Source organism: Frankia sp. R43, assembly GCF_001306465.1.
Taxonomy (GTDB): domain Bacteria; phylum Actinomycetota; class Actinomycetes; order Frankiales; family Frankiaceae; genus Parafrankia; species Parafrankia irregularis.
The window spans coordinates 608,967-631,662 of sequence record NZ_LFCW01000002.1 but is presented as its reverse complement, the minus strand read 5'-3'; the positions used below and the strand labels follow the sequence as shown (position 1 = coordinate 631,662).

At 69.7% G+C, this 22,696-nt stretch carries 34 protein-coding genes; 13 read left to right on the top strand and 21 right to left on the bottom strand.

The window, feature by feature from the left end; genetic code table 11:
• Positions 1–56: 56 nt before the first annotated feature.
• The 6 genes from ACG83_RS10275 to ACG83_RS46570 are packed head-to-tail and all read right to left on the bottom strand — an operon-like array spanning position 57 to position 2,052.
• A complete protein-coding gene (locus ACG83_RS10275; RefSeq protein ID WP_054565911.1) occupies positions 57–332 on the bottom strand; it encodes a hypothetical protein in 276 nt (91 codons plus the stop codon).
• Positions 329–628, bottom strand: a complete 300-nt coding sequence (locus ACG83_RS10270) for a hypothetical protein (protein ID WP_054565910.1) — start codon at positions 626–628, stop codon at positions 329–331. The genes ACG83_RS10275 and ACG83_RS10270 overlap by 4 nt, the downstream gene beginning before the upstream one ends.
• Positions 625–894, bottom strand: coding sequence for a hypothetical protein (locus ACG83_RS10265; protein ID WP_054565909.1), 270 nt, complete (start codon positions 892–894; stop codon positions 625–627). Before ACG83_RS10265 ends, ACG83_RS10270 begins: the two co-directional genes overlap by 4 nt.
• Positions 891–1,718, bottom strand: coding sequence for a BRO family protein (locus ACG83_RS10260; RefSeq protein WP_054565908.1), 828 nt, complete (start codon positions 1,716–1,718; stop codon positions 891–893). The genes ACG83_RS10265 and ACG83_RS10260 overlap by 4 nt, the downstream gene beginning before the upstream one ends.
• Positions 1,715–1,849 carry a hypothetical protein gene (locus ACG83_RS47580; protein ID WP_255354718.1) on the bottom strand — a complete coding sequence of 45 codons (135 nt, stop codon included), beginning with the start codon at positions 1,847–1,849 and terminating at the stop codon, positions 1,715–1,717. The genes ACG83_RS10260 and ACG83_RS47580 overlap by 4 nt, the downstream gene beginning before the upstream one ends.
• Entirely contained in the window at positions 1,846–2,052 is a 207-nt protein-coding gene (locus tag ACG83_RS46570) for a BldC family transcriptional regulator (RefSeq protein WP_054565907.1), read from the bottom strand. Before ACG83_RS46570 ends, ACG83_RS47580 begins: the two co-directional genes overlap by 4 nt.
• 196 nt (positions 2,053–2,248) lie before the next feature.
• Between ACG83_RS46570 and ACG83_RS10250 the strand changes: the two genes are divergently transcribed.
• The 5 genes from ACG83_RS10250 (at position 2,249) to ACG83_RS10230 (ending at position 6,791) form a co-directional block, all read left to right on the top strand.
• Positions 2,249–3,004 (top strand): GntR family transcriptional regulator, encoded by a 756-nt coding sequence (locus ACG83_RS10250; RefSeq protein WP_054565906.1) that lies wholly within the window; start codon positions 2,249–2,251, stop codon positions 3,002–3,004.
• Positions 3,005–3,243: 239 nt separating this feature from the next.
• Positions 3,244–4,284 carry a hypothetical protein gene (locus ACG83_RS10245; RefSeq protein ID WP_054565905.1) on the top strand — a complete coding sequence of 347 codons (1,041 nt, stop codon included), beginning with the start codon at positions 3,244–3,246 and terminating at the stop codon, positions 4,282–4,284.
• A complete protein-coding gene (locus ACG83_RS10240; RefSeq protein ID WP_054565904.1) occupies positions 4,281–5,018 on the top strand; it encodes a class I SAM-dependent methyltransferase in 738 nt (245 codons plus the stop codon). Before ACG83_RS10245 ends, ACG83_RS10240 begins: the two co-directional genes overlap by 4 nt.
• Positions 5,015–5,704, top strand: a complete 690-nt coding sequence (locus ACG83_RS10235) for a dihydrofolate reductase family protein (protein ID WP_054565903.1) — start codon at positions 5,015–5,017, stop codon at positions 5,702–5,704. Before ACG83_RS10240 ends, ACG83_RS10235 begins: the two co-directional genes overlap by 4 nt.
• 211 nt (positions 5,705–5,915) lie before the next feature.
• Complete coding sequence (locus ACG83_RS10230) at positions 5,916–6,791, top strand: DNA adenine methylase (protein ID WP_054565902.1); 876 nt, start codon at positions 5,916–5,918, stop codon at positions 6,789–6,791.
• A gap of 33 nt (positions 6,792–6,824) precedes the next feature.
• Here ACG83_RS10230 and ACG83_RS10225 read toward each other — a convergent pair whose 3' ends face one another.
• Positions 6,825–8,426 carry a hypothetical protein gene (locus ACG83_RS10225; RefSeq protein ID WP_054565901.1) on the bottom strand — a complete coding sequence of 534 codons (1,602 nt, stop codon included), beginning with the start codon at positions 8,424–8,426 and terminating at the stop codon, positions 6,825–6,827.
• Between the two features lie 424 nt (positions 8,427–8,850).
• Between ACG83_RS10225 and ACG83_RS10220 the strand changes: the two genes are divergently transcribed.
• The 3 genes from ACG83_RS10220 to ACG83_RS10210 all read left to right on the top strand — a co-directional run bounded on the left by ACG83_RS10220 (position 8,851) and on the right by ACG83_RS10210 (position 10,142).
• A complete protein-coding gene (locus ACG83_RS10220) occupies positions 8,851–9,333 on the top strand; it encodes a hypothetical protein (RefSeq protein ID WP_152991316.1) in 483 nt (160 codons plus the stop codon).
• 219 nt (positions 9,334–9,552) lie between these two features.
• On the top strand, positions 9,553–9,759 hold the full coding sequence (locus ACG83_RS10215; protein ID WP_083473221.1) for a hypothetical protein: 207 nt from the start codon (positions 9,553–9,555) through the stop codon (positions 9,757–9,759).
• Between the two features lie 89 nt (positions 9,760–9,848).
• Positions 9,849–10,142: a hypothetical protein gene (locus ACG83_RS10210; RefSeq protein WP_054565898.1), complete on the top strand. Its 294-nt coding sequence runs from the start codon at positions 9,849–9,851 to the stop codon at positions 10,140–10,142.
• A 109-nt stretch (positions 10,143–10,251) separates the two neighbouring features.
• On the opposite strand, the gene ACG83_RS10205 is transcribed toward ACG83_RS10210, so the two are convergent.
• Complete coding sequence (locus ACG83_RS10205) at positions 10,252–11,013, bottom strand: hypothetical protein (protein ID WP_152991315.1); 762 nt, start codon at positions 11,011–11,013, stop codon at positions 10,252–10,254.
• A 493-nt stretch (positions 11,014–11,506) separates the two neighbouring features.
• Here ACG83_RS10205 and ACG83_RS10200 point away from each other — a divergent pair, with 493 nt between their 5' ends.
• Positions 11,507–12,010, top strand: a complete 504-nt coding sequence (locus tag ACG83_RS10200) for a hypothetical protein (RefSeq protein WP_152991314.1) — start codon at positions 11,507–11,509, stop codon at positions 12,008–12,010.
• A 20-nt stretch (positions 12,011–12,030) separates the two neighbouring features.
• Here the strand turns inward: ACG83_RS10200 and ACG83_RS10195 are convergent, their stop codons facing one another.
• The 3 genes from ACG83_RS10195 to ACG83_RS10190 form a co-directional block, all read right to left on the bottom strand.
• On the bottom strand, positions 12,031–12,243 hold the full coding sequence (locus ACG83_RS10195; protein ID WP_161934731.1) for a hypothetical protein: 213 nt from the start codon (positions 12,241–12,243) through the stop codon (positions 12,031–12,033).
• Positions 12,244–12,425: 182 nt separating this feature from the next.
• Positions 12,426–12,602, bottom strand: coding sequence for a hypothetical protein (locus ACG83_RS45270; RefSeq protein WP_161934730.1), 177 nt, complete (start codon positions 12,600–12,602; stop codon positions 12,426–12,428).
• Between the two features lie 233 nt (positions 12,603–12,835).
• Positions 12,836–13,147, bottom strand: a complete 312-nt coding sequence (locus tag ACG83_RS10190; protein ID WP_152991313.1) for a hypothetical protein — start codon at positions 13,145–13,147, stop codon at positions 12,836–12,838.
• A 119-nt stretch (positions 13,148–13,266) separates the two neighbouring features.
• On the opposite strand from ACG83_RS10190, the gene ACG83_RS10185 reads away from it, so the two are divergent.
• Together ACG83_RS10185 and ACG83_RS10180 are read left to right on the top strand one after the other, a co-directional pair.
• On the top strand, positions 13,267–13,575 hold the full coding sequence (locus ACG83_RS10185) for a hypothetical protein (protein ID WP_152991312.1): 309 nt from the start codon (positions 13,267–13,269) through the stop codon (positions 13,573–13,575).
• Between the two features lie 171 nt (positions 13,576–13,746).
• On the top strand, positions 13,747–14,274 hold the full coding sequence (locus ACG83_RS10180; protein ID WP_054565892.1) for a hypothetical protein: 528 nt from the start codon (positions 13,747–13,749) through the stop codon (positions 14,272–14,274).
• Here ACG83_RS10180 and ACG83_RS10175 read toward each other — a convergent pair.
• Both ACG83_RS10175 and ACG83_RS10170 read right to left on the bottom strand, forming a co-directional pair.
• Positions 14,271–14,864: a hypothetical protein gene (locus ACG83_RS10175; protein WP_054565891.1), complete on the bottom strand. Its 594-nt coding sequence runs from the start codon at positions 14,862–14,864 to the stop codon at positions 14,271–14,273. The two genes, ACG83_RS10180 and ACG83_RS10175, sit on opposite strands and share 4 nt — an antisense overlap.
• Before the next feature lie 7 nt (positions 14,865–14,871).
• On the bottom strand, positions 14,872–15,420 hold the full coding sequence (locus ACG83_RS10170; protein ID WP_152991311.1) for a hypothetical protein: 549 nt from the start codon (positions 15,418–15,420) through the stop codon (positions 14,872–14,874).
• Positions 15,421–15,566: 146 nt separating this feature from the next.
• Between ACG83_RS10170 and ACG83_RS45785 the strand changes: the two genes are divergently transcribed.
• Positions 15,567–15,785, top strand: a complete 219-nt coding sequence (locus ACG83_RS45785) for a hypothetical protein (protein ID WP_054565889.1) — start codon at positions 15,567–15,569, stop codon at positions 15,783–15,785.
• Here ACG83_RS45785 and ACG83_RS10160 read toward each other — a convergent pair.
• Positions 15,778–16,095, bottom strand: coding sequence for a hypothetical protein (locus tag ACG83_RS10160; protein WP_152991310.1), 318 nt, complete (start codon positions 16,093–16,095; stop codon positions 15,778–15,780). The genes ACG83_RS45785 and ACG83_RS10160 overlap by 8 nt on opposite strands.
• 160 nt (positions 16,096–16,255) lie before the next feature.
• On the opposite strand from ACG83_RS10160, the gene ACG83_RS10155 reads away from it, so the two are divergent.
• Positions 16,256–16,546 carry a hypothetical protein gene (locus ACG83_RS10155; RefSeq protein WP_054565887.1) on the top strand — a complete coding sequence of 97 codons (291 nt, stop codon included), beginning with the start codon at positions 16,256–16,258 and terminating at the stop codon, positions 16,544–16,546.
• A 3-nt stretch (positions 16,547–16,549) separates the two neighbouring features.
• Here the strand turns inward: ACG83_RS10155 and dnaE are convergent, their stop codons facing one another.
• The 7 genes from dnaE to ACG83_RS10120 all read right to left on the bottom strand — a co-directional run bounded on the left by dnaE (position 16,550) and on the right by ACG83_RS10120 (position 22,654).
• Positions 16,550–20,203 (bottom strand): DNA polymerase III subunit alpha, encoded by a 3,654-nt coding sequence (dnaE, locus tag ACG83_RS10150; RefSeq protein ID WP_063793035.1) that lies wholly within the window; start codon positions 20,201–20,203, stop codon positions 16,550–16,552.
• A complete protein-coding gene (locus ACG83_RS10145) occupies positions 20,200–20,442 on the bottom strand; it encodes a hypothetical protein (RefSeq protein WP_054565886.1) in 243 nt (80 codons plus the stop codon). The genes dnaE and ACG83_RS10145 overlap by 4 nt, the downstream gene beginning before the upstream one ends.
• Complete coding sequence (locus ACG83_RS10140) at positions 20,432–20,794, bottom strand: hypothetical protein (protein WP_054565885.1); 363 nt, start codon at positions 20,792–20,794, stop codon at positions 20,432–20,434. Before ACG83_RS10140 ends, ACG83_RS10145 begins: the two co-directional genes overlap by 11 nt.
• A complete protein-coding gene (locus ACG83_RS10135; protein ID WP_054565884.1) occupies positions 20,791–21,507 on the bottom strand; it encodes a hypothetical protein in 717 nt (238 codons plus the stop codon). Before ACG83_RS10135 ends, ACG83_RS10140 begins: the two co-directional genes overlap by 4 nt.
• An 85-nt stretch (positions 21,508–21,592) precedes the next feature.
• A complete protein-coding gene (locus ACG83_RS10130; RefSeq protein WP_054565883.1) occupies positions 21,593–22,102 on the bottom strand; it encodes a single-stranded DNA-binding protein in 510 nt (169 codons plus the stop codon).
• A gap of 37 nt (positions 22,103–22,139) precedes the next feature.
• On the bottom strand, positions 22,140–22,430 hold the full coding sequence (locus tag ACG83_RS10125) for a hypothetical protein (RefSeq protein WP_054565882.1): 291 nt from the start codon (positions 22,428–22,430) through the stop codon (positions 22,140–22,142).
• A complete protein-coding gene (locus ACG83_RS10120; RefSeq protein ID WP_054565881.1) occupies positions 22,427–22,654 on the bottom strand; it encodes a hypothetical protein in 228 nt (75 codons plus the stop codon). The genes ACG83_RS10125 and ACG83_RS10120 overlap by 4 nt, the downstream gene beginning before the upstream one ends.
• Positions 22,655–22,696 lie beyond the last annotated feature (42 nt).

Here is a 22,696-nt window from a genome sequence, read left to right as displayed (position 1 = left end):
CGTGCGTAGGGCCAGTTCAGGGTGGCTAGCGACGCGGTTGCCCGCGTCGCCGGTGGTCAGTAGGTCAGCTCGGAGGCCGCGCCCAGGAAGGCCCCGAAGCCCTCCCCACGCAGCCAGTAGTGCGCCTCGTCGGCGCTGGTCTCGTCCGGCGCCTCGACGCCGTTGAGGTCGGTCTCGCCGTCACCGGCCAGGCCGAGCACCTCGACGTCGAGCCTCTCCCCGTCACCGAGGTCGTAGCGGGCCAGGGTGCCCCGCGCGGGGCCGTTCCCGGCCGCGAAGGGACCGCTGGTGATCCACGGAGCCCCGGCGGCGGGGAGGGCGCGGGCGCTCATGACAGACCGAAGACCTTCCCGAGCTGGCGGTTGACCAGCTCGCGTGCCCCTTCCAGTGCGAACGCCGCCATCCCGGCCCGGTCACGGTCGGTGTCGTCGGCGTCGGGGTCGCGCCGGGCCTCCTGCTCGGCGTGGATCATCCGGGTGAGGTCCTCGCACAGCTCCTCCAGGAGCCGGGCCGGGACCATCAGCTCGGCGAGCGGGTCGACCGCCTCGGCAGCGGCGGCCAGCACCGCCTTGGCGTCCTCGCCCTCGAAGGGGTCGTCGAAGCCGGTCCGGGTGTTGGGGCTGGTCACGACGCCTCCAGGAGGGTCAGGTCGCCGGCTGCGCCGGCGGTGCGGTTCTCGAAGTCGAGGGCGACGACCTCGGCGAGTGCCTGGTCGTCGAAGTGGTAGAGAGCCAGGTCGCCGCGGTCGGCCTCACGGCGTAGGGCGGCCTCGTCGCCCATCCATGCCGGGTCGGAGTAGTAGGGGCGTCCGGCGGCCCGGGTGGCGCCGGCCACGGCGCGGGCCATCGCGTCCAGGGCGATGTCGCCGAGCACGGGCGCGCCCAGCGGGTTCACGACGCGACCCCTCTTCCGGCCGGCACGACGGTCAGGATCGGCCGGTCCGGCCTGGTCATGACCTCGAAGCGTGGGGATGCCGGGCGGCCACGTTTCGGCACCTCCGGCACCGGGAGACGGCGCAGATGCCCGTTCGCGACGAGCTGGACCACCACGGGCTCCAGGTCGGCGGTGCGGTTCACCCAGGTCCGGCCGTCCAGCCCGCGGTACATCTCCTTGAGGGAGACCTCCTGGCCGGGGGTGTAGCGCCGGTGAATCCAGCGCATGACCTCGGCCTGGCGCTGCTGGTCCAGCGTCTCGATCTTCGGCGCGAGGCCGAACGGCGCGAGCAGCTCCCGGCCCTGCTCCCGCACCTCGTCGAGCGAGAGGACGCCAGCGCGCCGTGCGATCCCGAGCATCCGCAGCCGGCGCTCCGTCTCGGCCGTGTCGAGCGCTGGCGCGGCGGTCGGCGTCTCGTACCGGCCGGTCTTGCGCAGCGTCGGCAGGACCTCGCGGGCGACCCAGCGGCGGAACCTCGTCGCGCCGGCCGCCCGACTGCTGAGGGCGAGTGTGTAGAAGCCGGGCTCGGTGACGAACCGGGCCGTGGTGTTCAGTGCGGCGCCCGTGCTCTCGGCGGTGTTTAGGGCGGACTGACCTGCGAAAACGTCCCGCATGTCGATCATCACGCTGTCGTCGTCGTCCAGCATGCGGGCGGCCACGGTCGGGTTGGTGTGCTCCAGCACCCGGCAGAGGTCTGCGAGGTGGAACAGCGGCGCGGCGCTGCTGCCCACGACACGGACCTGGTCGCCGGTGAGCGGGTAGGTGAAGAGGACAATCTCGTTCACGCGGCACCACCCGCGCGGTGGAAGTCCCAGCGGTGCGGGCACTTCTCCGCCTCGTGGCTGATGCTGCCGCAGATCAGGCAGCAGAGCGCGGCAGCCAAGCCTCGCGCGACGCGGGTGAAGGCGGCGATCATGCCGCACTCGGCGTTCCGAGCAGGGCGCGCACCTCGGCGGGGTCGTACCGCCGGTGGCCACCGAGAGTCTTGATCGCGGTGAGCTTGCCGTCGTCGGCCCAGCGGCCGACGGTCTGGGTGTCGACGCTGAACATCGCGGCGACTTCGGCGGGCTTGAGTAGGCGGGATGGGCGGTCGCCCGAGCTGCGGGCATGATGGTCCACGGCTGGACCTCCGTTGGTAGCGGGTGCAGGTCTGGCCACCAGGCCCCTGGTCGGTGTTGGCGCACCGGCCGGGGGCCGCCTTTGTGGTGGTCGTGCGATTACTTTAGCTTGACTGGGCTGACAGGTACAACCCACTTGGGCGTTCGGGGAATCTGGTCGACTGGTACTGCTGGTACAACCCAGTAGTCTGGACGGCATGAGCACCACCGATTCCCCTCGCTACCCGCAGATCGCTGACGACCTCCGGCGCCGGATCCTGCGGGGCGACCTCGCGCCCGGCGCGAAGCTGCCGTCGGAGCGCGTGATGGCCGAAGACGCCGGCGTCACCCGCGGAACGGTCCGGGAGGCGATCAAGGTGCTGCGAGCCGAAGGGCTGGTCGTCCCAGTCCATGGGTCGGGCGTGTTCGTCCGCGACCAGCCCCGGATGATCCGCCTGGCCCGCAACCGGCTCTCCCGCGGCGAGCGAGCCCGCACCGGCGGGACCTTCTCCGCGGACATGACCGCGCTCGGCAAGGAGCCCCGAGTGGACGCCGAGATCGTCCTGGCCGAGGCCGACTCCTCCCTGGCGCTGGACCTGGAGGCGGACGAGGGCACCCCCCTCCTGGCTCGCCGCCGGCGGATGTACGGCGATGACACCCCGATGCAGCTCGCCACCTCCTACTTCCCGGCCGACATTGCAAGAGGCACGCCGATCGAGCAGCGCGACACCGGCCACGGCGGGGTATACGCGCGCCTGGAGGAGATGGGGCACCACCTCGTCACGCCGTTCGTGGAGCGGGTCGGTGCTCGCGCCCCGTCCCGCGAGGAGCGGGAGTGGTTTGGCCTGGCACAGGGGGTCCCCCTGCTGACCGTCACCCGGATCGCTCGCACGGCCGAGCGCCCGGTGGAGGTCAACCGGATGCTGATGCGCGCCGACTACTACGAGCTGGTCTACGAGATCCCTGCGGACTGAGCCGCCCAGCATGCACCGCGCGCCTGGCGGCAGCCTGCTCGCCAACACCGGCAAAACCCACAAACCCATGTTCCCGATAGTCAGGGGGCGAGAACGCTTCGTCACCGCCCCCTGCGTTCAACGGGAGGCCCTGCGCCCACGAGGGCCGACCTGCGTGCGCGCAGGTGGCCTTGACCCATGCAGACCGCCGCAAGCACGATCAAGATCGATGCTCAAGGTGAGGACGTGAGGAGCAGGTGATGACGCAGGCCTCTCGGCTGTCGCAGATCGCCGAGCGCACAGGGCTGGGCATCGCCGACGTCGCCCTGCTGGCCGGGATCGACGAGACCACGATCGGTCGGCTGTGGTCAGCGCCCGACTGGCTCGACCGCGTCCGCGGGCGCACCCTTCAGGCCCTCATCGCCGCGGTTCCGGGGATCGCCGAGCACGTCACGACGGCACCCCAACAGGCCCGCCTCGCCGAGCTCATCCGCGATCTCGCGGGCGAAGGCATAGCGGTCAACGTCGCCCAGGCCGACCGCCTGGCCGAGCGGGGCATCCCCCGGCCCTACCTCCTCCACGCCCTCGATGCCTGCCTGCGCATCGTCCGCCGCGACCTCGCGGCGGCAACTGAGTACCTGCCACGTTTCTGGGGCCGCATTCCCGACGACGCACTGTCAGCGCTGTTCCAGCCGGGCGGCCTGATCATCGACACGGCCACCCTGATCACCTCGGCGGCCGAGCTGGTGCCGCAGATGGTGCGCCGCTCCTACTCGTTCAACACCGTCCTCGCCCAGGCCCACCTCGCCCATCACGTCGCGAAGGCCACCGGAGACCCGGTCGAGCTTGGCGGCGACACGGGCAGCCTCGACCGACGCGCTGCCTTCGCCCTCCGCAGCAACACCATGGGGGCGCTCGCCACCACCGCGGATATCGAGCCGGCGGAGCGGTACCGGCGCTTGGTGGACGCCGAGCCGGTCGTGCGCCTCGTGGAGGAGTGGGCTTTCCCCTCCTGGACCCGCGACTGCCGCCCCAGCGCGGACATGAGCCTGCCCGGGTCAATCCTGCTGCGCAACACGGCCGCTGAGGTGCTGCGAGAGATCGACTCCTACGGCGAGGGGTACCTGTATTACCTCGCGACCGCTTACCTGCCGCTGGCGCTCGCCCAGGACGGCACCTTCGGGCTTCGCGTCGACGAGCTTCGTGCCGCCCTGCTCGCCCGCCGCGACACCGTCAACGATTCCGCAGCACGCCGCAGCGTCGACGATCTGATCCGCCGCCTTCCGACGGGAGTCCGATGACCACAACCAGCCCCGCATCCAGCTACAGCCTGAACGCCGACTACTGGGTCCGGATCATCCGCGAGAATCTCGATCAGTACCGAACCGGACTCACCAACGCCGCGATGCTGACCGCGGCCGGCGACGTCACTGGCCTGGCAGTCCTGGACGCGGGGTGCGGTGAGGGTTATCTGTCTCGGCTCCTGGCTGGCCGCGGCGCCGGCCCCAGCTTCGGCGTCGACCTGTGCCCCGAGCTGGTCGACGCCGCCCAGCAGCAGGCCACCGACGAAGGGCTCGACATCCGATACGAAACCGCCGACGTCGCCGCGCTCCCGCTCGATGACGCGAGCGTCGATCTGGTGGTGGCGAACCACGTGCTCAACGACCTGGAGCACCCCGCGCCGGCCATCGCCGAGTTCTCCCGCGTGCTGCGTCCGGGCGGACGGGCGGTGTCGCTCCTGCTGCACCCGTGCTTCTACGGCTCGCGCGGCACGCCCGTGGACCGGGACACCTACTTCCGACCGCGGCGGATCGAGCAACACTTCGACGTCGCCGGTGAGGTATCCCCCGCGCCGGTGGTGGCCTGGACCCGGCCGCTGGAGGACTTCGCCGCGGCGTTCACCGCGGCCGGCTTCACCCTGAGCGGCATCACCGAGCCGCGCCCGAGCGAGCAGCAGCGCCGGGATGACCCGTGGTGGGAGGAAAACTTCACCCGCCCGCTGTTCCTGCTGCTCGTCGCACAGAAGGTCGCATGAAGGGCGCCCACCCCTACGTGCTGGTGAGCTGCGCGATGTCGCTCGACGGCTTCATCGACAGCGCCGGCCCCGAGCGGCTGCTGCTGTCCAACGATGAGGACTTCGACCGGGTGGACGCCGTCAGGGCAAGCTGCGACGCGATCCTGGTGGGTGCCGAGACGATTCGGCGGGACAACCCGCGTCTGCTGGTGCGCTCCCAGGATCGCCGGGACGCCCGCGTGGTCGCCGGCCTCCCCCCGAGCCCGACCAAGGTCACGCTGACCCGCAGTGGTCGGCTCGACTCCGCGGCCAGCTTCTTCACCGCGACCGCGGGCGATACCGAGAGGCTGGTGTACTGCCCGACGCCGGCCTTGGAGATCACGGTGGCGGAGGGGGTGGCCGCCGTGGCGACCGTGGTGGACGCCGGCCCCACGCTCGACCTGCCCACTGTGCTGGCCGACCTGACCGACCGCGGCGTGCAGCGGCTGATGGTGGAGGGTGGCACCAGCGTGCTGACCCAGTTCCTCACCGCTGGCCTGGTGGACGAGTTGCACCTGGCCGTAGCGCCGTTCTTCGTCGGCGACAGCCGCGCGCCCCGGTTCGTGGGTGACGGTCAGTTCCGGTGGGACTCTGACCACCGCATGACGTTGGCCGAGGCGAAGCCGATCGGCGACGTGGTACTCCTGCGATACCTAGCGGGTGGGTGATCGACAGTATGAGCGCGCACCCGGCCGCGCCGAATGCCGATATGGTCATCCGGCACTTGCACCATCAGCAGTTGGGCCATGCTGGCAAGGTGCACCCGCCTGCGCAGTGCGGGACCGAGCTGCTGGCTCGCACCAGCGCGGACAGGCTCCGCACTGCGGCCTTCCCCACCCATGCCCACGGGTCAAACGCAACTATTTCGAGAGGTGGGCGATGACATCGCCGCAGCTGACGGTCAAGGCTGCAGGTCGAACGGCGGCGGCGAGTCCGCTTCGATACCCAGGAGGCAAGGCCGCGCTGGCCGGCTTCTTCGGCCAGATCATCGCCGGCCTCGGAATCAAGTCCGCCAGATACGTGGAGCCCTATGCGGGAGGCGCGGGGGCGGGGATCGAGCTGCTCCGGCGGGACCTAGTCCAAGAGCTGGTTATCAACGACATCGATCCCGCGGTCTACTGCTTCTGGCTCGCGGTCGTAGGTCAGCCGCAGCGGTTCGCGGCCAAGATCGTCGACACGCCGCTGGACGTGGAGGAGTGGCGGCGCCAGAAGCAGATCTACCGGTCGGCCGACGAGTCGGACCCACTCGAGCTGGGGTTCGCGTTCTTCTACCTCAACCGGACGAACAGATCCGGGATCCTGAACGCCGGTCCCATCGGCGGCGTCAACCAGAACGGCAATTACAAGATCGACGCCCGATTCAACCGCGACCAGCTCGCTGAGAGAGTTGCTGCGATCGGGGCGCACGCTGCACGGATCACCGTGCTCAGCCTCGACGGCATGGCTATCGTCAACCGCTACGTGACCGACGCCTCCGCGTTCATCTACGTCGACCCGCCCTATGTCGAGATGGGCGGCAGCCTCTATCTGAACGCCTTTACCCACCGAGACCACGCGGAGCTCGCCGAAATACTTGACCGCCACCCGGATGGGCACTGGGTCGTAACCTACGACCCATCGGATTTCATCCGCCAGCTCTACCAGCATCACGACGTTCGGGAGTACCAGCTCAGCTACAGCGCCCACCGAACAGGCAAGGCACACGAGCTGCTCATCGCCTCCCGCTCCGTCTCACGCCTCCTTGCCACAAGCTGAGCTAGACAGGGTCCTATTGTTCGATGGGTCGCGCTATTTTCCAACGATCTCGATGAGGATTGGCTTGATCTTGTCCCAAGCTTCGTGGACGTCTTTCCCTGCCACGAGATAATCAGGCTCGTGGTTACCGGCATTGAGAGAGAACTCGGTGCCAGCGAACTGAGCCGCTGGCAGCCGGCCCTTTCGGTTGATCGCGTCGATCAATGCCGTCATCCGCCGGTCCGACTGGAACTCCTTGGCGAGTGACTCGACGCACGCTCCGAGTTGCTTGCCTTTCAACGGTGACTGGGTAGCTGGTGGCTGAACCCTGACCGCAAAGTACTCCTTGATTGAGCACTCCAGTACCGTCCGGAGCAGGTCGTGTGCAGCATTCGGAAAGATCTGGACATCGAGGCGGTGTAGTTCCTCGAACCGGCGCCGCATGGCACCCTTGGATCCTCCATACTCGAAACCGTCCATGTTGAGCCGAGACCGCGTGTCACCACGGTTGGGGCCACGCGACGCCGGCTTGCTGTCCGAACCGGATCCAGCGACGCCGCCACTCGTGCCCGCGTTTCCAGCCGACTCACCGACCGTCGTGGCAGCAGGCCCGGGTCCGGCCCCGTCACGCGGAATTGCGCCCTGCGCCGCGGCATCAGAGGAGAGGGGGGTGCCCCCGCCCGGGGCTGAGCCGGTAGCCGTAGATGTACCTGCGGCAGGCTGGCCAGACGACCCTACGCCGTTCCCCTTCGCAGCGTCGACGTCTGGGTCACTCGTGGCGCCGTCGGCCGCACCGGTCACGATCAGCCGCAGGTGACCGGCAAATTCGGCGTGCTCCTCGCGCTTAGCCAAGAGTTCAGGAGATCGGGTATTCAGGGTCTTCGCGCGGATCCGCATAAGGAGATAGATCAGCGCTTGGCGCTGCCCTTCGGTCATCCGCTTGGATGCCAACCGACCGTTCTTGTCGAACCGCAGGTCGAGGGCGTCCTGGATCTTCGGAAGATCGTAGGCGTACTCCAACGATGTGATCGTCAGCTTGCCCGACTTGACCCACTCTTCGAGATCGGGATCATCGTAGCGAAGGTTGCGGACGACCTCACGCATCTCGCCCATACGGATGTAGCTCGTGATGACGGAGCCCTGCTCACCAGGGTATAGCGCTCGGAGAGCGTCAATGGTCATACCCGGCGCAAGTTGCGCGTGGTAAAAGATCGCCTGCTGTTCACGGATCCAGGGCTTCTTCGGGTTGCGGGTATGCAGTCGCGCCAGCAGCGGCTGAGCCGCCTCGCGCGACGGAGCAACCATTACTCGGATCTCGGTCGGCGTATCAGCATTCGGATGACGGCTGACCAGCCGCTCAACCTTCGCCGCAGCCTTGCCAAGTAGCGATGGCCGCTGGATGGCCTTCAGCGACGCGATGCGTCGGTTACCTTCCAGCACGATGAGGCGGCCGTTTTCATCGAGAACTACTGGCAGTTCGTTGTCTATGTAACCGTCACGGAGGATCCCACGCATCAGATCCAGCAAGTCTGCAGCCTCGACCAGGTAATTAACGATCGCCGACTCATCCAAGTCCCCGCCGGGAATCCGGACGTTACGCAAATCAAGATCCAGATCGTCGAGAGTCCGCTCCTCAATCGGCCAACGCGCAACCATGATTCCTCCCCCGTGATCGCCGCGATCTCCGGCGACTGCGCCCGTGTTACTAGACGCGACCATCATTACCGGACATGATCACCCTCGACAAGCGAATAACGCCGCTTGGCGACCTGAGCCCGCGAGTCGCGGAAAGTAGCCAACCGGGCAACCTGAGCGATCATAGCCGCATTGAAACCCAAGGTGTTGCACTGATCTCGATCGCCATGAGCCTCGATCGCCGACACTCACGAATGGCGATTGTGCGATCGCAGAGAGTGTCAGGGCCGACGACCCGGGCATGCCCTGAGCGTTCCAATTTCCCGGAGGCGATCTCTACGCCCCAGCAGGCCACTCGGCTGGATATCCGACCTATCGAGACGCTGCCCCACCTGGACGACACTGAGGGTGACCTCCCGGTGCTGCCCTGGCCGGCCAGCACCGCGTGGCAGTGACCATCTTCGAGTCCGCGCAGATCGGCCTGCGGGACTCGGCCGCGCCCACCGTCCGGGCGATCGTGACCGGCCTGGAGGCACGCACCCGCGCGGCGGCCGGGGACGCGACCGGCTTCCGCACGACGCTGGCCCGGGGCACCGCGATCCTGGACAGCGCCCGCGCGGGCGACGGCCCGCCCTGGGCGTACTGGATGGCCGAGGGCGCCGAGTTCCCGATGGTGCTCGAGAACGGCCGGGCGCTGACGATGGTCGGAGAGCCGCTCCGGGCGGTGGAGATCCTGACCGCGCAGCTTCCCGGGCTCGGCGAGTACCCGCGCGACGTGGTGCTGACGCAGGCGTACCTGGCCGAGGCCCACGCCGCCGCCGGCGACCTGGACGCCTCACGCGCGTATGTCGAGCAGGCGCGGGCCGGGCTCACAGGTGGGGTCCAGTCGCCGCGGGCGGCAGCGGTACTCGCCGCACTGTTGGCCTGACGACACAGGCCGCGTGCCACTGCGTGACCACAGGGCCAGCCTGTCAAGTCCTTCGGCGTGGCATCGGCACTCTCGTGGCCGCTTCGTCAGGCGACGAGGTGGCCGCACCGCTACCCTGGCAGCAGATGACTACGCAACTTGTCCAGCCAGGGGCAGGCTGTTGCGGCACGTCTGGCCTTGCGGCCGGGAACTCAGGACTACTTGAGGGTGGTGAACGCGATGGTGTACCCCGCAGACCTCCCGTATCCCGTGCCGGAGCCGCACGAGTGGGCCGACGAGCCCGAGCCCGGCGTGGCGCGGGCCTTCGACGAGGCGATGGCCGACGTCGAGGAGGGCGGGATGGTGGTATGCCAGTCCGCCGAGGAGTTCGACGCCCTCTTGGCGGAGCTGGTCGCCGAGCCGCACACCAGCCCAAGGGCGAGCTGAGGCCACGGCTGTGGTCTCTTTGTATCTGCTTGTGGGCTCATCGCCTTCCTAGGGCAGTTTCGGTCGTATTGCTCGCTTAGTGTGGCGACGTGCCCACGTACGCGGCTACCGTCCGCTTCTACGCCGACTACCGGCGGCTACGCCCGGAGCAGCGCGCCGCGTTCGACCGCGCCCGGAAGCTGTTCTTCCAGGGGCTGACCGAGGGCCGGTTCCACCCGTCCCTGCGCGTGAAGTCGTTCAAGAGCAAGCCTGGCATGTGGGAGCTGACCTGGGCGCCCGACGGCCGCGCCCTGTGGTCCTACGGCCCGCCGCAGCCCGGCCACGGCAGCGACCCGCACGTGATCTGGGCGCGGGTCGGCTCGCACGACATCTTCCGGGACTGATCTAGGTCGCTGTCGCCCCAGCCGGGCCAAGACGGGCATCAGAGCCCGGCCGTGCGACAGGCCCCAACATGCGCTCATCGCCCGGCCGTGACTTCGGTCCGCTCGCTTCTCAGGCGACCTCGCCCGTGTCGTCCTCGCCTTCTTCCACAGGTATCGGTGCGATGATCTCGGCCTTCTTCCACCACTCCTCGATCCGACTCCGGATTCCATCCGCGCCGGACTCAGGAACTGGCGTTATAACTGTCGTCGACTTTCCTACCGTACTGAGGGACCCTCCGAGCGTGTAGACGGAGTCGTCATCCGAAACCAGGAAGCGGTCATGCACTCGCTCTGTCGCAACGCGGACTTCCACGGAGCGAGGGATTGCGGGGCTCGCGCAGAGCGTCTTGATCTCCGCCTGGATCCTGGCGGATGTTTTGGTACCCAGTAGCACCCGGGCGAGCGCCGTATCCTGCAAGACCATCATGAACTGCTCAAGGTTCATGTACTGGTCTACCAGCGTGCCCGCGCCTGCCTTAACCAGCTGGCCGACGAGGCGCGGGTACGACAGCGGGTCTTCTCGGTCCAGCACCACAACGACGGCAGCCGCTTCGGGTTCCTCCACCTCGGCTCGCTCCGCCTCCGCGAGCATTGCCTGACCAAGGCTCGACAGAGAAAGCCCGGAATCACCGTAGAGCCACCTCATGCGCAGTAGCGAATCGACTGCGGAGTGGCGCATCCCCAGAAGTCCGAGATGGATCTGACCGATCATGCCCATAAAGTCTGAACTCAAATATGCTTCGACCTCCATCCTGGTCGGGCGGTAGCCCGCCCGGTTACAGGCAGCAACGAAGGCAAGCGCCTTGTGTCTCTCATCGTCAACGACACGCACCAATACAGGGTACGGCGCGACTTGGCCTACCCACTTCGGACTCCGCTCAGTCTCGACACCCCTAGGACTCGACGTTGCGAATGAGGGCGAGGCGGTATCACACGGATTCCACCTCGCCCCCCTGGGCAGACCCGCGTTCGTCTCGGCCGACCCGGGCCGCGCGGTGGGCTCCATCGCCCGCAGTCCTCGACCCGCAGTCCCATGGCGCGGTGACCCCGTCGCGTGGGTCAACATCCGAGATCCACCGACGTGATCAGCAGACCCAGTGGTCACAGCCGGGCTCTATGCCGGCCGCCGTGGACCACCGCCCAGAATCTGTCTCGCCTCGGCTTCTACAGCGGCGCACGGCCCCGGGCGCCGGGCGGGACGAGCGTGTCCGTCGGCCGCGCCAGCGCCAGCGGAGGTGGGAGCCGAATCGCTGCCACGTGGTCGATGTACCCGGTCGCAGTACCTTCCGTAAAGCGGGACCAGCCAGCCACGGACGGTGATACCCATGACCCATGGGCGATTCCAGCGGAAGGCCTGCGCGAGCATGATCGGGCCGACGAACGTATTCCGCGTGGTCTCAGTGGCCTCGCTTCCCCGCACGTCACTCCTGCCACGCCGGGCCGAGGACGAGCACCTGCCGGACGCCTGCGTACGGACGATCTCGCCGTGGCGCCGGCGGTACCGCCAAGCGGTGCCGCTCCGTGGCGGCCGGGACTGCTGCTGGTACCACGGCGGCGACTGGCATGTCGCTTCAAGCCTGGCCGTGAGGCTGCTGCGTGAGGCCGCCCGCGGCGGTGAAGCGGACCAGGACGAGCTTGGCTATCAGGTGGTCACCGCGGGCCGGACCGTTGATCTGCCCGGCTGGGAGCGGAAGGCGTTCGAGTCGCTACTGAACGACCCGATCTGTCTGGAGGACGGGGAGTACATCAACGGCCGACACCGCGCCTCGGCGATGATGGCCGCTGGCGTGCGAGCGACGGTGGTGCAGGTCGTGCTCTGGGAGGAGTGACCCCGTCGGGGCCTGGCCCGCTACTCCTCGATGCTCACGAACCGCACCGATCGCCAGTTCACGAGCACGCGCCGCCCGTCGGCCAGGTGGACCTGCTCGACCTCGCAGCGGAAGATCGCCTGCTCGATGCGCTTCCGCTCGGCCTCGGCGTCGAGGTAGGCCTCGGACAGCTCGTACCGCTCGCCGTCGATGATCAGTCGCACGCCCACCAGCATCGCACAGAGGTTCGACACCTGCGCCACACTGGCACCCCTGACCTGCACATACGTGCCGCGAGTGTGCGCCGGGCCGTGCCCCCGCCGGCCGCTGGCGACCCGGCGCACGCACTCACGATAGGACGATCACCGAGGCCACGGCGTTGACTCTCCGTGCCCTGATCACTCTGGCCGGTCGATAGCCCACCGGGCCGACGGGATCACTCGTCGTCTTCGTCGTCGTCCCAGATCGGTTCGACGTAGCCCTCGTTCTTGTCGGCCGCTCCCTGCGCGCGTCCGTCCCATCCGCTACGTGTGGTGTAGGAATCCGGCCGCTCCCACGCGGTCCGGCTGATCCGGTCGGCGGCTTCGCGGTCCATCGGAGTCGGCTTGCCCATAACAAACTCCCTGCGATCTTGAATCGAGCCCCGGTATCGCCACGAGGCGGGCGGGCCGGGCCACGACCGGCGTGGCCAAGCTGTGTGCCCAGGGATGCGGCGCCAGGTCACGGCAGTCGTTCGCCGCGCTGGCGCTACGGGCGAGCACCGAGTCGGGCACTGCCTCGGTGTTCAGCTCGCAAGGTACTTCTACCGTAGCGCGCCCACCCCACTGAGGGCAGGAGCGCAGCCGCCTACGAGACGTGTCCACCGAGGAGAGCCGGGTCGACCCCCGCGGCCCGCGCGAGCGCGCTCGCGTCCGCGAGCCGCTCGACATCCTGCTCGACCTGGGCGCCGCGCCGGGTCGCCCGCGAGACGTTCTGCTGGCTGATCCCGCGCGCCTCGGCGACGGCGACCTGCGGCTGAGCAGTGCCCGCGGCCTTTTCGGCCAGGTAGTGGCGTCGCGTCACCAGGGCGATGACATCGGCCTGCGCCCGCTTCCAGCGCTCCGTGTCCAGCGCGGCGTACGCGGCCTCGAAGCCGTTGGCCTCCTCCATGAGCACCAAGCTACAACACCACCAGCGTAAAGATCTTGCGTCTATCCCCGCAAGATCACTCGATTTGTACAACACTACTGTAGTGTCGACCTTGTAGGCAGATGAACACAGATCGCAAGGAGATCGCGATGTCCAGTGATTTCATCCCATCCGCGGCCCGTCGCTTCGCCGCAGCGATCGACACCAGCGAGGCGACCGACCTCGCGTTCTCCCTCGTCGGCCCAGGCGTCCTGAGCAGGGGCGATGTGATCGTCAGCCCGGAGCCCGGCGACTACAGCGCCGTGGCCGTCGTCGCCGGCGACGCCGTGCTCCACACCTTCCCAGGCCGCCCCGACGAGGACGCCTACGTGGAGGTGCCCGTGGAGGGTTCCCCTCACCCGGCTCGCCTCTACGGCGACACGGTCACCGTCTACGAACCCGCCGCCGACGAGTTCTAACCGCCTCGCCCCCGTCCGTCCGCCGCCCCCGGCGCCGCACCCGTGGCCCGGGGTCGCGTCATGTCCGGCGCGACGCCTTCGCCGCACCGGCGACAATGGGGTTGATCAGCTCATACTCGGAGGTGGGCTCCCATTCTGGGCACGCTACTCAGCGTCCTTCTCGGTGGCGCCATGTCGATCATTGGCGGCCTGGCCGCGACCCTGTTCCAGGACTGGATGGCGCGACGTGCGGTGGTGCGGGACCGCGCCGAGGCCGCCGCGGGCGAGATCCTCGACCTGCTCGATCAGGTCGAGGCGCTGGCGGACGATGTCCTGTTCGACAGGACTAGGCGCGACTACGACGACCGCATACGGCTGATCATCATGGGAGTCCAGCGGCACCTTCTCGACCTCACCGACGCCGAGGTTCGCAGACGCCTGGAGTTCGTCGTCGAGATCCTGACCTACGCCGACTCCATGTATCTGCCCGGCGAGACCTACACCGTGCTCCGAGTGGCCGTGCGTGAAGCGCAGAACGTACTGGGCGCCTACCGTCGCAGGGAGGAGCCGCCGGCTGAATTGGCCATACTTGCTCGGCACCGTGAAGGCCTTGCCCTCATGGCGGAGATGGACGAGGAGATCGCCCGCGCCCAGGAGGAAGACGCTCGCCGCGAGCGGGAGGAGCGTCAGGACCGGCACGACCATGGTCAGGACGGCTAGGAGAGCTCGGCTAGTCTGGATGTGTGCACGTCGCCGGCGCCCCAGCGGTCCGGCCGCCCCGAGGTGTTCGCGGCGTGGTGGTGCCAGATCCAGGTGCGCTTGGGCAGATGCACGATGCGCGCCCCGGCCGCCACGCAGCCCAGGGTGAACCGCAGGTCCTCGCCCCCGTGCGGCCCGGAGAACCCCACGGCGCGGGCCAGCTCGGTACGTACCAGCACGGTGATGGTGGTGTCGTGGGGTTCGGCGTTCCTCCATGGCACGCCGAACCAGTGCTCGTGCGGGTTGGTGCCACCCACTGTCCGCGGCCAGGAGTACACGTAGTCCGCTCCGGTGTCGGCCGCGCAGGTGCCGAGCTCCCACAGGTGCTGCGGCAGCAGCTCGTCGTCGGAGTCCAGGAACGCAGTCCACTCCGTGCACACGGCTTCCAGCGCCCGTGCCCGGGTCGCCCACGCGCCGGCCCGGTCCAGGTCCACCGCCACGCTGACTGCCGCCGGCGTGACCGTCTGGGCCCACACCGAGCGCAGGGCACGGTCGAGCAGGCCTGAGCGCAGGCGAGGCGGGTGCGTGGGGATCGCGACGGTTACGCGCATCCTGGCCTCACGCCGCCACCGGGCGCATCCGGGCCAGCCGCGCCCAGCACAGCGCTGCCAGGGTCGCGTCGTCCACCGGGTCGTGCGGGGTGAGGTCCGCCCGTCCGCAGAACGCCCGCCGGTCGATGTCCGGGTCAAACCCCGCCATCCACAGCGCGCTGGCGAGCTCGTGCAGCGGGTAGGGCCCGCGGTCCCACCGCGCCGCCGGATGCCGCTCCACGCAGGCCCGGAAGAGCCCGGCCTCCACCGGCGCCCCGACGTCGGCCACCGCTGAGGCGCGCTCCTCGCCCCGGTGGCCCTCCCAGAAGCCCCAGAACGCCTCCAGCAGCTCGGCCCGGGATGAGTAGCGCGGAAGATCGACGACGGGCACGACGTGCTTGCGGGTCCAGTCGTCGGTGACCTCGCCGGGTGAGATCTGCCCACGGAAGACCGACCGGACCGCCCCCGCCTCGGGGTCGAGCACCACGGCCCCGATCGCCCACACCGGGCCGTAGAGCCCGTTGGTCTCGGCGTCGACGGCGAAGATCAGTGGCATGCCCGGCACGGTATCGCCCACACCGCCTCACCCCCTCTCGCCACACCGACAGTCGGTCCCGGTGTGACGAGAGGGGCGGAATGGCCGGCGCGGGTCGGAGCGCGCGGTGCACCCGATTGCCGACAGTGCGCCCCCCCCACGAAACGCACTGGGGTCATGATGGATGGGTGACCGTGCGACGCCCCCCGCGCCCCATCCTCGATCACAGGCGCCTCCTGGTGGACGGCACCGCCTACCTACAGGCGGCCACCGACGCCATCGCCAAGGTGGACCCGAACAAGCTCGACCAGGCCGGACTGCTGGCTTACGCGCAGGCCTGCGCGACGGTGGCACTGGCCGGCAGGGTGGACGATCTGCCGGAGCAGATTCGGCACGAGCTCAGGTAGGGCCACCTGGGCCGAGGTCGTCCGGCACGTCCCGCACCAGCCGGATCATGAAACCGCCGCGCTCCGGCGCCACCTGGTACAGCCGCATGGGTGACCGCCCTGCCACGGCGCTGAGGATTCCGAGCAGCAGGTCCGCCCCGGAGACGCCGGCCCGCATCCGCACGGTGGCCCCGTGCTCGTCGGCCTCCACGACGTAGGGCGCCGGCTTCTCGTACCGGTGCTCGGGCGCCTCGGGCACTGATGGCTCGCCCTGCGTGCTGGTGCACAGCGCGGCGACCACCGGGAAGGAGTGAGATGATTTTGATGGCACGGGCGGTCCTCTCCTGACCGTTCGCACTCGGCCCCGTCTCGGTGGTGACACACCGGACGGGGCCGCGCCATGTGTAGTGGACCGCTCACGGTAGCCGATTACCGTACGGCCGTACACCACGGGCTGCCGGTACGGCCATCCGGTTCTAGCGTCCGGGTGCGTGGCTGGGTCCGGCGGAGACAAGGAGTGGATACACAGGTCCGACCTGCGTGACCTGGTCGGGATCGACCAGCTCCGCGACCTGTTGGGCCAGGCGCGCCGGGACGCCCGCCGGGGCGAGCGGGTCGCACGCTCCTACGCGGTCGAGATTGCCAACTCCAAGGGGTTCCCGGACCCAGTGGTGGCGCACCCGAGCGCGGCCGACCCACAGATCCGCCTGTGGCTGCGCGTCGACGTGGAGGCCTGGCTGGACCGGCACCGGCCCGGCTGGAGTGACCCGCTGGGCCGGTGAGCCCTACGCCGCCGCCGGACGACGGGGTCGGTGCCCGCGGCGGGCCTGTCCGTTCCACCGGGACGCTGGCCGTGTGGCCAGCGCCGGCACGTTGACCGGCCAGTGCGCCACCGCCTCGGTTCCCAGCAGCCGCTCCAGCTCCGCGCGCAACGCCCGGGTGGCCGCCACCCGCGGTCCCAGCTCCGTCAGCGTCCAGCGCCCGCCCTCCCCGAGCACCCGCATCCGTACCGGGCGGTGCCCAGGGTGGGCCTCCAGCGCCACCCGCAGCCGCTCCACCAGATCAGGGGTGACCGCGGTCGCGTCCAGCGCGAGGCCTACCGGTCCCTGGTCAGCGGTCGCCGTGGCCGGGTCCAGCACGGTGAGGGCGTCGGCCACCACGCTGACCGCACCGTCCCGCACGTTGACCCGCCCGCGGATCGACACCACCGCGTCCACGGCGAGCTGGTGGCCGCACTCCTGGTAGGTCCGCGAGAAGAACAGGACCTCCGCGATCCCGCCGAGGTCCTCCAGCGTGACCGGCGCCCACGGGTTGCCCGAAGACTTGGAGACCTTGCGCTCCACCGCGGAGATCAGACCGGCGATGTGCACCTCCTGGCCGTCCCGGGTGGTCTCCTCCAGGTCCGACAGCGCCACCGTGCTGTGCCGTTCCAGCAGCTCCTGCGTGCCGTGCAGCGGGTGGCCGGAGACGTACAGCCCGAGCATCTCCCGCTCCCGCGCCAGCAGCTCGGCACGAGGCCACTCCGGGCCGGTCAGGTCGACGCTCTCCCCCGGACGCGCCGGCGCGTCCTCGCCGAGCTCGGCGGCGGTCTCCGCGAACAGGTCCAGGTGCCCAGCGTCCTCGTACCGCTTTGCGGGCACGGCCGCGGCGATCACTGCCTCGTGTGCGTCGAACAGCGGGCGGCGGTGATGCCCGAGGGAGTCGAACGCCCCGGCCTGGACCAGTGAGGACACCGCACGCTTCGTGCAGGCTGTCGCCTCGGCCTTGTCCAGGAAGTCCGTGAACGAGCCGAACAGCCCGCGCTCGGCTCGGGCGGCCACGATCGCCTCCACCACACCCGACCCGATGCCGCGCACCGCGCCGAGGCCGAAGCGCACGGTCCCGGCGGCCGGGGTGAAGTCCAGCTCGGAGGTGTTGACGTCCGGCGGCAGCACCTTCACGCCCATCCGCCGGCATTCCGCCAGGTACACCGCCATCCGGTCCTTGTTGTCCCCCACCGAGGTCAACACCGCGGCCATGTACTCGGCCGGGTAGTTGGCCTTCAGGTACGCCGTCCAGTACGACACCATCCCGTAGCCGGCGGTGTGGGCCCGATTGAAGGCGTAGTCCGAGAACGGCACCAGGATGTCCCACAGCGTGGTGATCGCCTCGTCGGAGTAGCCGCGCTCCCGCATGCCAGCGGAGAACGGCTCGAACTCCGCGTCGAGGACCTCCTTCTTCTTCTTGCCCATCGCCCGGCGCAGCAGGTCGGCCTTCCCGAGCGAGTAGCCGGCGACCGCCTGGGCGATGGCCATCACCTGCTCCTGGTAGACGATCAGGCCGTAGGTGTCACCGAGGATGTCCGCGAGCGGCTCGGCCAGCTCCGGGTGGATCGGTCGGATCTCCTGCCGGCCGTTCTTCCGCTCGGCGTAGTCGGTGTGCGCCCCAGCGCCCATCGGGCCGGGCCGGTAGAGCGCGAGCACGGCGGAGATGTGCTCGAACTCGCTGGGCTCCATCGCGCGCAGCAGGACCCGGATCGGCCCACCGTCGAGCTGGAACACGCCGAGGGTCTCGCCACGGGACAGCAGGGCGAACGTCGCCGGGTCGTCGAGCGGCACCGCGTCCAGGTCGATGTCCTCGCCGCGGGTGCGCCGGATGTGGGCGAGCGTGGCCTCGATGAGGCCGAGGTTCCGCAGGCCGAGGAAGTCAATCTTGAGCAGGCCCATGGCCTCGCAGGTCGGGTAGTCGAACCCGGTGACCGTCGCGCCATCCTCGTGGCGCCACACCGGCAGGACGTCCACCAGGGGCTCCCGAGACACGATCACCCCGGCGGCGTGCACACCGGCCTGGCGGATCAGTCCCTCCAGCCCGGCTGCGGTGTCCAGCACCTGGCCCACCACCGGGTCGGTCTCGCGCATCGTCCGGACCGCGGCGGCCTCGCCGTGGCGGGGGTGCTTCGGGTCGTCGACGGCCGCGAGCGGCACGTCCTTGCCCATCACCGCCGGCGGCAGGGCCTTCGTGATCTTGTCCCCTACCGCGAACGGCACCCCCAGCACCCGGGCGGCGTCACGCACAGCCGCCTTCGCCTTGATCGTGCCGAAGGTGATGATCTGGGCCACGCGGTCGTGCCCGTAGCGGTCGGCCACGTAGGCGATCAGCTCGCCGCGCCGGTGCTCGTCCACGTCCAGGTCGATGTCGGGCATGGACGGGCGCTCGGGGTTGATGAACCGCTCGAACAGCAGCTTGTACGTGATCGGGTCCATGCCTGTGATCCCCAGGGCGTAGGCCACGATCGACCCCACCGCGCTGCCCCGGGCGTTCACCCGGATGCCCCGCTCCCGGGCCTCGCGGGTGATGTCCGCGACCAGCAGCATGTACGTCTCCAGCGACCGGCCGCAGATCACGTCCAGCTCGTAGTCCGCACGCTCACGCCGGTCGGACGGCACTCCGCCGGGGTAGCGCCGGGCCAGCCCCGCGGCCACCTCCGCGCGCAGGTGCGACGCCGGGGTGGCCCCGTCCGGCAGCGGTACGGCCGGCATCAGGTCCCGATGCGCGAACACCTCGCCGTAGTCGCCGACCATCTCGGCGATGAGCAGCGTGGAGTCGGTCGCGCCGGGCACCTGGTCGTCCCACAGCGCCCGCATCTCGCTGGCGCTCTTGAGGTAGTAGCCGTTGCCGTCGAAGCGGAACCGCTTAGCGTCGGTCAGCTTGCTGCCGGACTGGACGCACAGCAGCGCGTCGTGCGCCCCGGCCTGGTCCGCGGTGACGTAGTGGCTGTCGTTGGTGGCCAGCGGGGCCAACCCGAGCCGGCGGCCGATGCCGAGCAGACCATCCCGCACGCTGCGCTCGATCGCCAGCCCGTGGTCCATCAGCTCTAGGAAGTAGTGCTCCCGGCCGAAGATCTCCAGGTACGTCTCGGCCGCGCGCAGGGCCTCGGCGGGCTGGCCGAGCCGCAGCCGGGTCTGCACCTCCCCCGAGGGGCAGCCGGTGGTCGCGATGATCCCGCCCGCGTGCCGGGCGATCACCTCGGCGTCCATCCGCGGCTTGCGGTAGTAGCCCTCGGCCCAGGCTGTCGAGGAGAGCCGGAACAGGTTCCGCAGGCCGGTCGCGTTCGCGGCCAGCATGGTCATGTGGGTGTAGGCCCCGGCGCCGGAGACGTCGCCACCCTCGCCGTACTGGTCGCTGGAGCGCTGGTGCGCCCCACCCCAGAACACCGGGGCCTTGTGCTCGCGACCGGCAGGCGCGACGTAGGCCTCGATCCCGATGACCGGCGTGATCCCCGCTTTCGTGGCCGCGCGGTGCAGGTCGTACGCCCCGGACATCGTCCCGTGGTCAGTCATCCCGACCGCCGGCATCCCGAGCCGGGCGGCCTCGGCGACCAGGTCCTTGATACGGGCAGCCCCGTCGAGCATCGAGTGGTCGGTGTGGACGTGCAGGTGAACGAACTGGTCGGGGCTCATCCCAGGGCCTCGCCCTCGTCTGGCTCCTCGGCACGGAGCAGTTCCTCGCGGCCGGCGTCGGTCAGGCCCACCGGGCCGAAGAAGTCCGGCGGGCCAGCCAGTAGGCCGGCGCGGACCGCCGCCCGCGCGGAGACGGAGACGTTCTCGCCCGCGAGCCCCCAGCGTTCCGCAGTGGGGCTGTAGAGCAGGCGGCCCTCCCTCGCCCCTCGCAGTACTTCCAGGCGTCGTTCACTGGCCATCGCTGGTGCCCCCCTCGTCCGCGTAGGTCCAGTGCTCGCCGTCCCAGGCCACACGCCGGGTCGGCCAGTCGCTGCGTCGCGGGCCGTTACGGCCCCGGTCGAACTGGGTGGCCTGGACCCAATGCCCGTCGGGCAGGCTGGTCAGCTCGTCGTAGAGTTGCTGGGCGGCATCCTCGGGGGTGCGGCCGAGCCCTGGGCCTCCCCACCGCTTCTGGCCGTCGGTCGCACTGATGCCCGGTAGCCACACCCAGTGCGGGAAGTAGTGGGTGGGCTCGTAGCCCTCCCGGAAGGAGGGGCCGCCTCCGACCGAGAGTGCGGCCAGCTCCTGAAGCGAGGCGCGGGGGTCTGTCATGACGCCGCCTCGCCGGCTACGAGCCGGTGCGCCACGCTCAGCGCCTCGTCCCGTGGCCAGTAGAAGTCGTCCGTGGGCTCCGGGTCGCGCACCCACGCGCCCGTGCGGCCGTAGAGCGTCCGACCGCGGCCGACCGTCCACTCGCCGCCGCCTGCCGGCTTCACCTCGACCGATGGCGGCGGCTGCCCTTCGATCCAGTGCGCGCTGGTGTCCCCGATTCGGAACTCCACCGCGGCGTTCAGGTCACGCAGGAGGGAGGTGACCTCCCGGACGTCCGGGAGCTGGGTGCCAAAGGGCAGTCCCGAGTGCCGGCGCGCTTCCGCCAGCGCCCGCGCCAGCACGTCCTCGACGGCCTGGCCGGCGCGGGCCGCGCGTACCACGAACTCGGAGATCGCGGCGGCGTGGTCCACCTGGACGGTGGCGTCGGCGGTGGCGAACGTGCCCATGCCGTAGTCGAAGTCGACCTGCCGCCCGGTGAGGCTCTCGGTCTCGCCCCTCCAGCTCTGCTGGATGGTCTGCTCAGGGTGGACGGCGACGACGAGGCCGCTACCGCCCATGTTCTCGAAGCCGGGACTGGAGCCGTACGCCTCCGCCTCCAGCGGTGTCGGCAGCCGACTGATGTGCACGTACTCGCCCACGAGGCCGCTCAGGTTCGCGAGGTCGACGCTGGTGACTGGCGGCGTGGTGGGCGCGGGCTTCTTGGGCTGGGCCATGGCGGCCTCGCTTCCTGGCTGGAGCGGTGGGGGTGGGTCGAGGTGCGCAACCCGGTCGAGTCGCGCACCTCGGAGAGCGGATGGATCAGAAGGGCGGCTCGTCGCCGCTGTAGCCGCCCGGGGCCATCGACCACGGGTCGTCCGAGGCGCTCGCGCTGCCGTCCGACCGCGGGCCGCTGGGCTGCTGACGGGCCTGTCGGCTACCGCCGTTCTGACCACCCTCACCACGCTCGGTCCTGGCGACCTGCGCGGTGGCATAGCGCAGCGACGGGCCGATCTCGTCGACGTCGAGCTCGATGACCGTGCGCTTCTCACCCTCACGGGTCTCGAAGGAGCGCTGCTTGAGCCGGCCCTGGACGATGACCCGCGAGCCTTTGGCGAGGTTGGACGCCGCGAGGTTCTCGGCGGGCTGACGCCACAGCGAGCAGCGCAGGAAGAGAGCCTGGCCGTCCTTCCACTCGTTGCTGCCCTTGTCGTAGGTGCGCGGGGTGGACGCGACCGTGAAGCTGGCGACGGCCGCGCCATTCGGGGTGAAGCGAAGCTCCGGATCGCTGGTCAGGTTGCCAATGATCGTGATCGACGTTTCTCCGGCCATGTGGATCTCCTTCAGTGGTGGTGGGATGTGACGAAAGTCAGGAAGTCGAGAGCACCGTGGCCGCGTCGAGCGGGCCGACGCTTTTGTTGAGGCAGCCCGGCACCAGGCGCTGGTCGCCCACGGCGGTGGCCCGCTCCACCCCGTAGACGCCCTCGCCGAGCGGCGGGTGCAGTCGCTTCACCTCCTGGGCGGCGCGGCCGATGTCCGCCGCCGCCTCCTCGTCGGTGTCGTACGGGCCGAGTAGGACGGACACCCATCCCTCACGCTGGGGCGGGCGCAGGGTGACGTAGAAGCCGGTGTGAGGCGGCCGGTCCTCGTGGTCATTCACGAGAGGACCGGGCTTTCGGGGCATGCATCGGGCGCCGCCGTCAGGTGCGGCACGTTGAGGTAGACGGTCAGAGAGCCGTCCGCTTCGAGCCACAGGCCGCCGCCCATGCTGTCGAGCGGCTCACCGTCGAAGTTGTTGACGAGGGAGACCTCCCGGCCAAGCACTTCCTTGGCGTCGGCGAAGTCGAAGCTGACTTCGCCGCTGTCGAGGCGCTTGATGGTCATCGGGACGCCTGCTCGGCATCGGGCTTTCCGATCATGAGAATC

What these genes read in the sequence shown, in the direction of transcription:
- ACG83_RS10275 (WP_054565911.1), bottom strand. Translation starts at nt 332, where the DNA reads ATGAGCGCCCGCGCCCTCCCCGCCGCCGGGGCTCCGTGGATCACCAGC.
- ACG83_RS47580 (WP_255354718.1), bottom strand. Translation starts at nt 1,849, where the DNA reads ATGATCGCCGCCTTCACCCGCGTCGCGCGAGGCTTGGCTGCCGCGCTC.
- ACG83_RS10250 (WP_054565906.1), top strand. Translation starts at nt 2,249, where the DNA reads ATGAGCACCACCGATTCCCCTCGCTACCCGCAGATCGCTGACGACCTC.
- ACG83_RS10245 (WP_054565905.1), top strand. Translation starts at nt 3,244, where the DNA reads ATGACGCAGGCCTCTCGGCTGTCGCAGATCGCCGAGCGCACAGGGCTG.
- ACG83_RS10240 (WP_054565904.1), top strand. Translation starts at nt 4,281, where the DNA reads ATGACCACAACCAGCCCCGCATCCAGCTACAGCCTGAACGCCGACTAC.
- ACG83_RS10235 (WP_054565903.1), top strand. Translation starts at nt 5,015, where the DNA reads ATGAAGGGCGCCCACCCCTACGTGCTGGTGAGCTGCGCGATGTCGCTC.
- ACG83_RS10230 (WP_054565902.1), top strand. Translation starts at nt 5,916, where the DNA reads ATGACATCGCCGCAGCTGACGGTCAAGGCTGCAGGTCGAACGGCGGCG.
- ACG83_RS10225 (WP_054565901.1), bottom strand. Translation starts at nt 8,426, where the DNA reads ATGGTTGCGCGTTGGCCGATTGAGGAGCGGACTCTCGACGATCTGGAT.
- ACG83_RS10215 (WP_083473221.1), top strand. Translation starts at nt 9,553, where the DNA reads ATGGTGTACCCCGCAGACCTCCCGTATCCCGTGCCGGAGCCGCACGAG.
- ACG83_RS10200 (WP_152991314.1), top strand. Translation starts at nt 11,507, where the DNA reads ATGACCCATGGGCGATTCCAGCGGAAGGCCTGCGCGAGCATGATCGGG.
- ACG83_RS45270 (WP_161934730.1), bottom strand. Translation starts at nt 12,602, where the DNA reads ATGGGCAAGCCGACTCCGATGGACCGCGAAGCCGCCGACCGGATCAGC.
- ACG83_RS10185 (WP_152991312.1), top strand. Translation starts at nt 13,267, where the DNA reads ATGTCCAGTGATTTCATCCCATCCGCGGCCCGTCGCTTCGCCGCAGCG.
- ACG83_RS10180 (WP_054565892.1), top strand. Translation starts at nt 13,747, where the DNA reads ATGTCGATCATTGGCGGCCTGGCCGCGACCCTGTTCCAGGACTGGATG.
- ACG83_RS10175 (WP_054565891.1), bottom strand. Translation starts at nt 14,864, where the DNA reads ATGCGCGTAACCGTCGCGATCCCCACGCACCCGCCTCGCCTGCGCTCA.
- dnaE (WP_063793035.1), bottom strand. Translation starts at nt 20,203, where the DNA reads ATGAGCCCCGACCAGTTCGTTCACCTGCACGTCCACACCGACCACTCG.
- ACG83_RS10145 (WP_054565886.1), bottom strand. Translation starts at nt 20,442, where the DNA reads ATGGCCAGTGAACGACGCCTGGAAGTACTGCGAGGGGCGAGGGAGGGC.
- ACG83_RS10140 (WP_054565885.1), bottom strand. Translation starts at nt 20,794, where the DNA reads ATGACAGACCCCCGCGCCTCGCTTCAGGAGCTGGCCGCACTCTCGGTC.
- ACG83_RS10135 (WP_054565884.1), bottom strand. Translation starts at nt 21,507, where the DNA reads ATGGCCCAGCCCAAGAAGCCCGCGCCCACCACGCCGCCAGTCACCAGC.
- ACG83_RS10130 (WP_054565883.1), bottom strand. Translation starts at nt 22,102, where the DNA reads ATGGCCGGAGAAACGTCGATCACGATCATTGGCAACCTGACCAGCGAT.
- ACG83_RS10120 (WP_054565881.1), bottom strand. Translation starts at nt 22,654, where the DNA reads ATGACCATCAAGCGCCTCGACAGCGGCGAAGTCAGCTTCGACTTCGCC.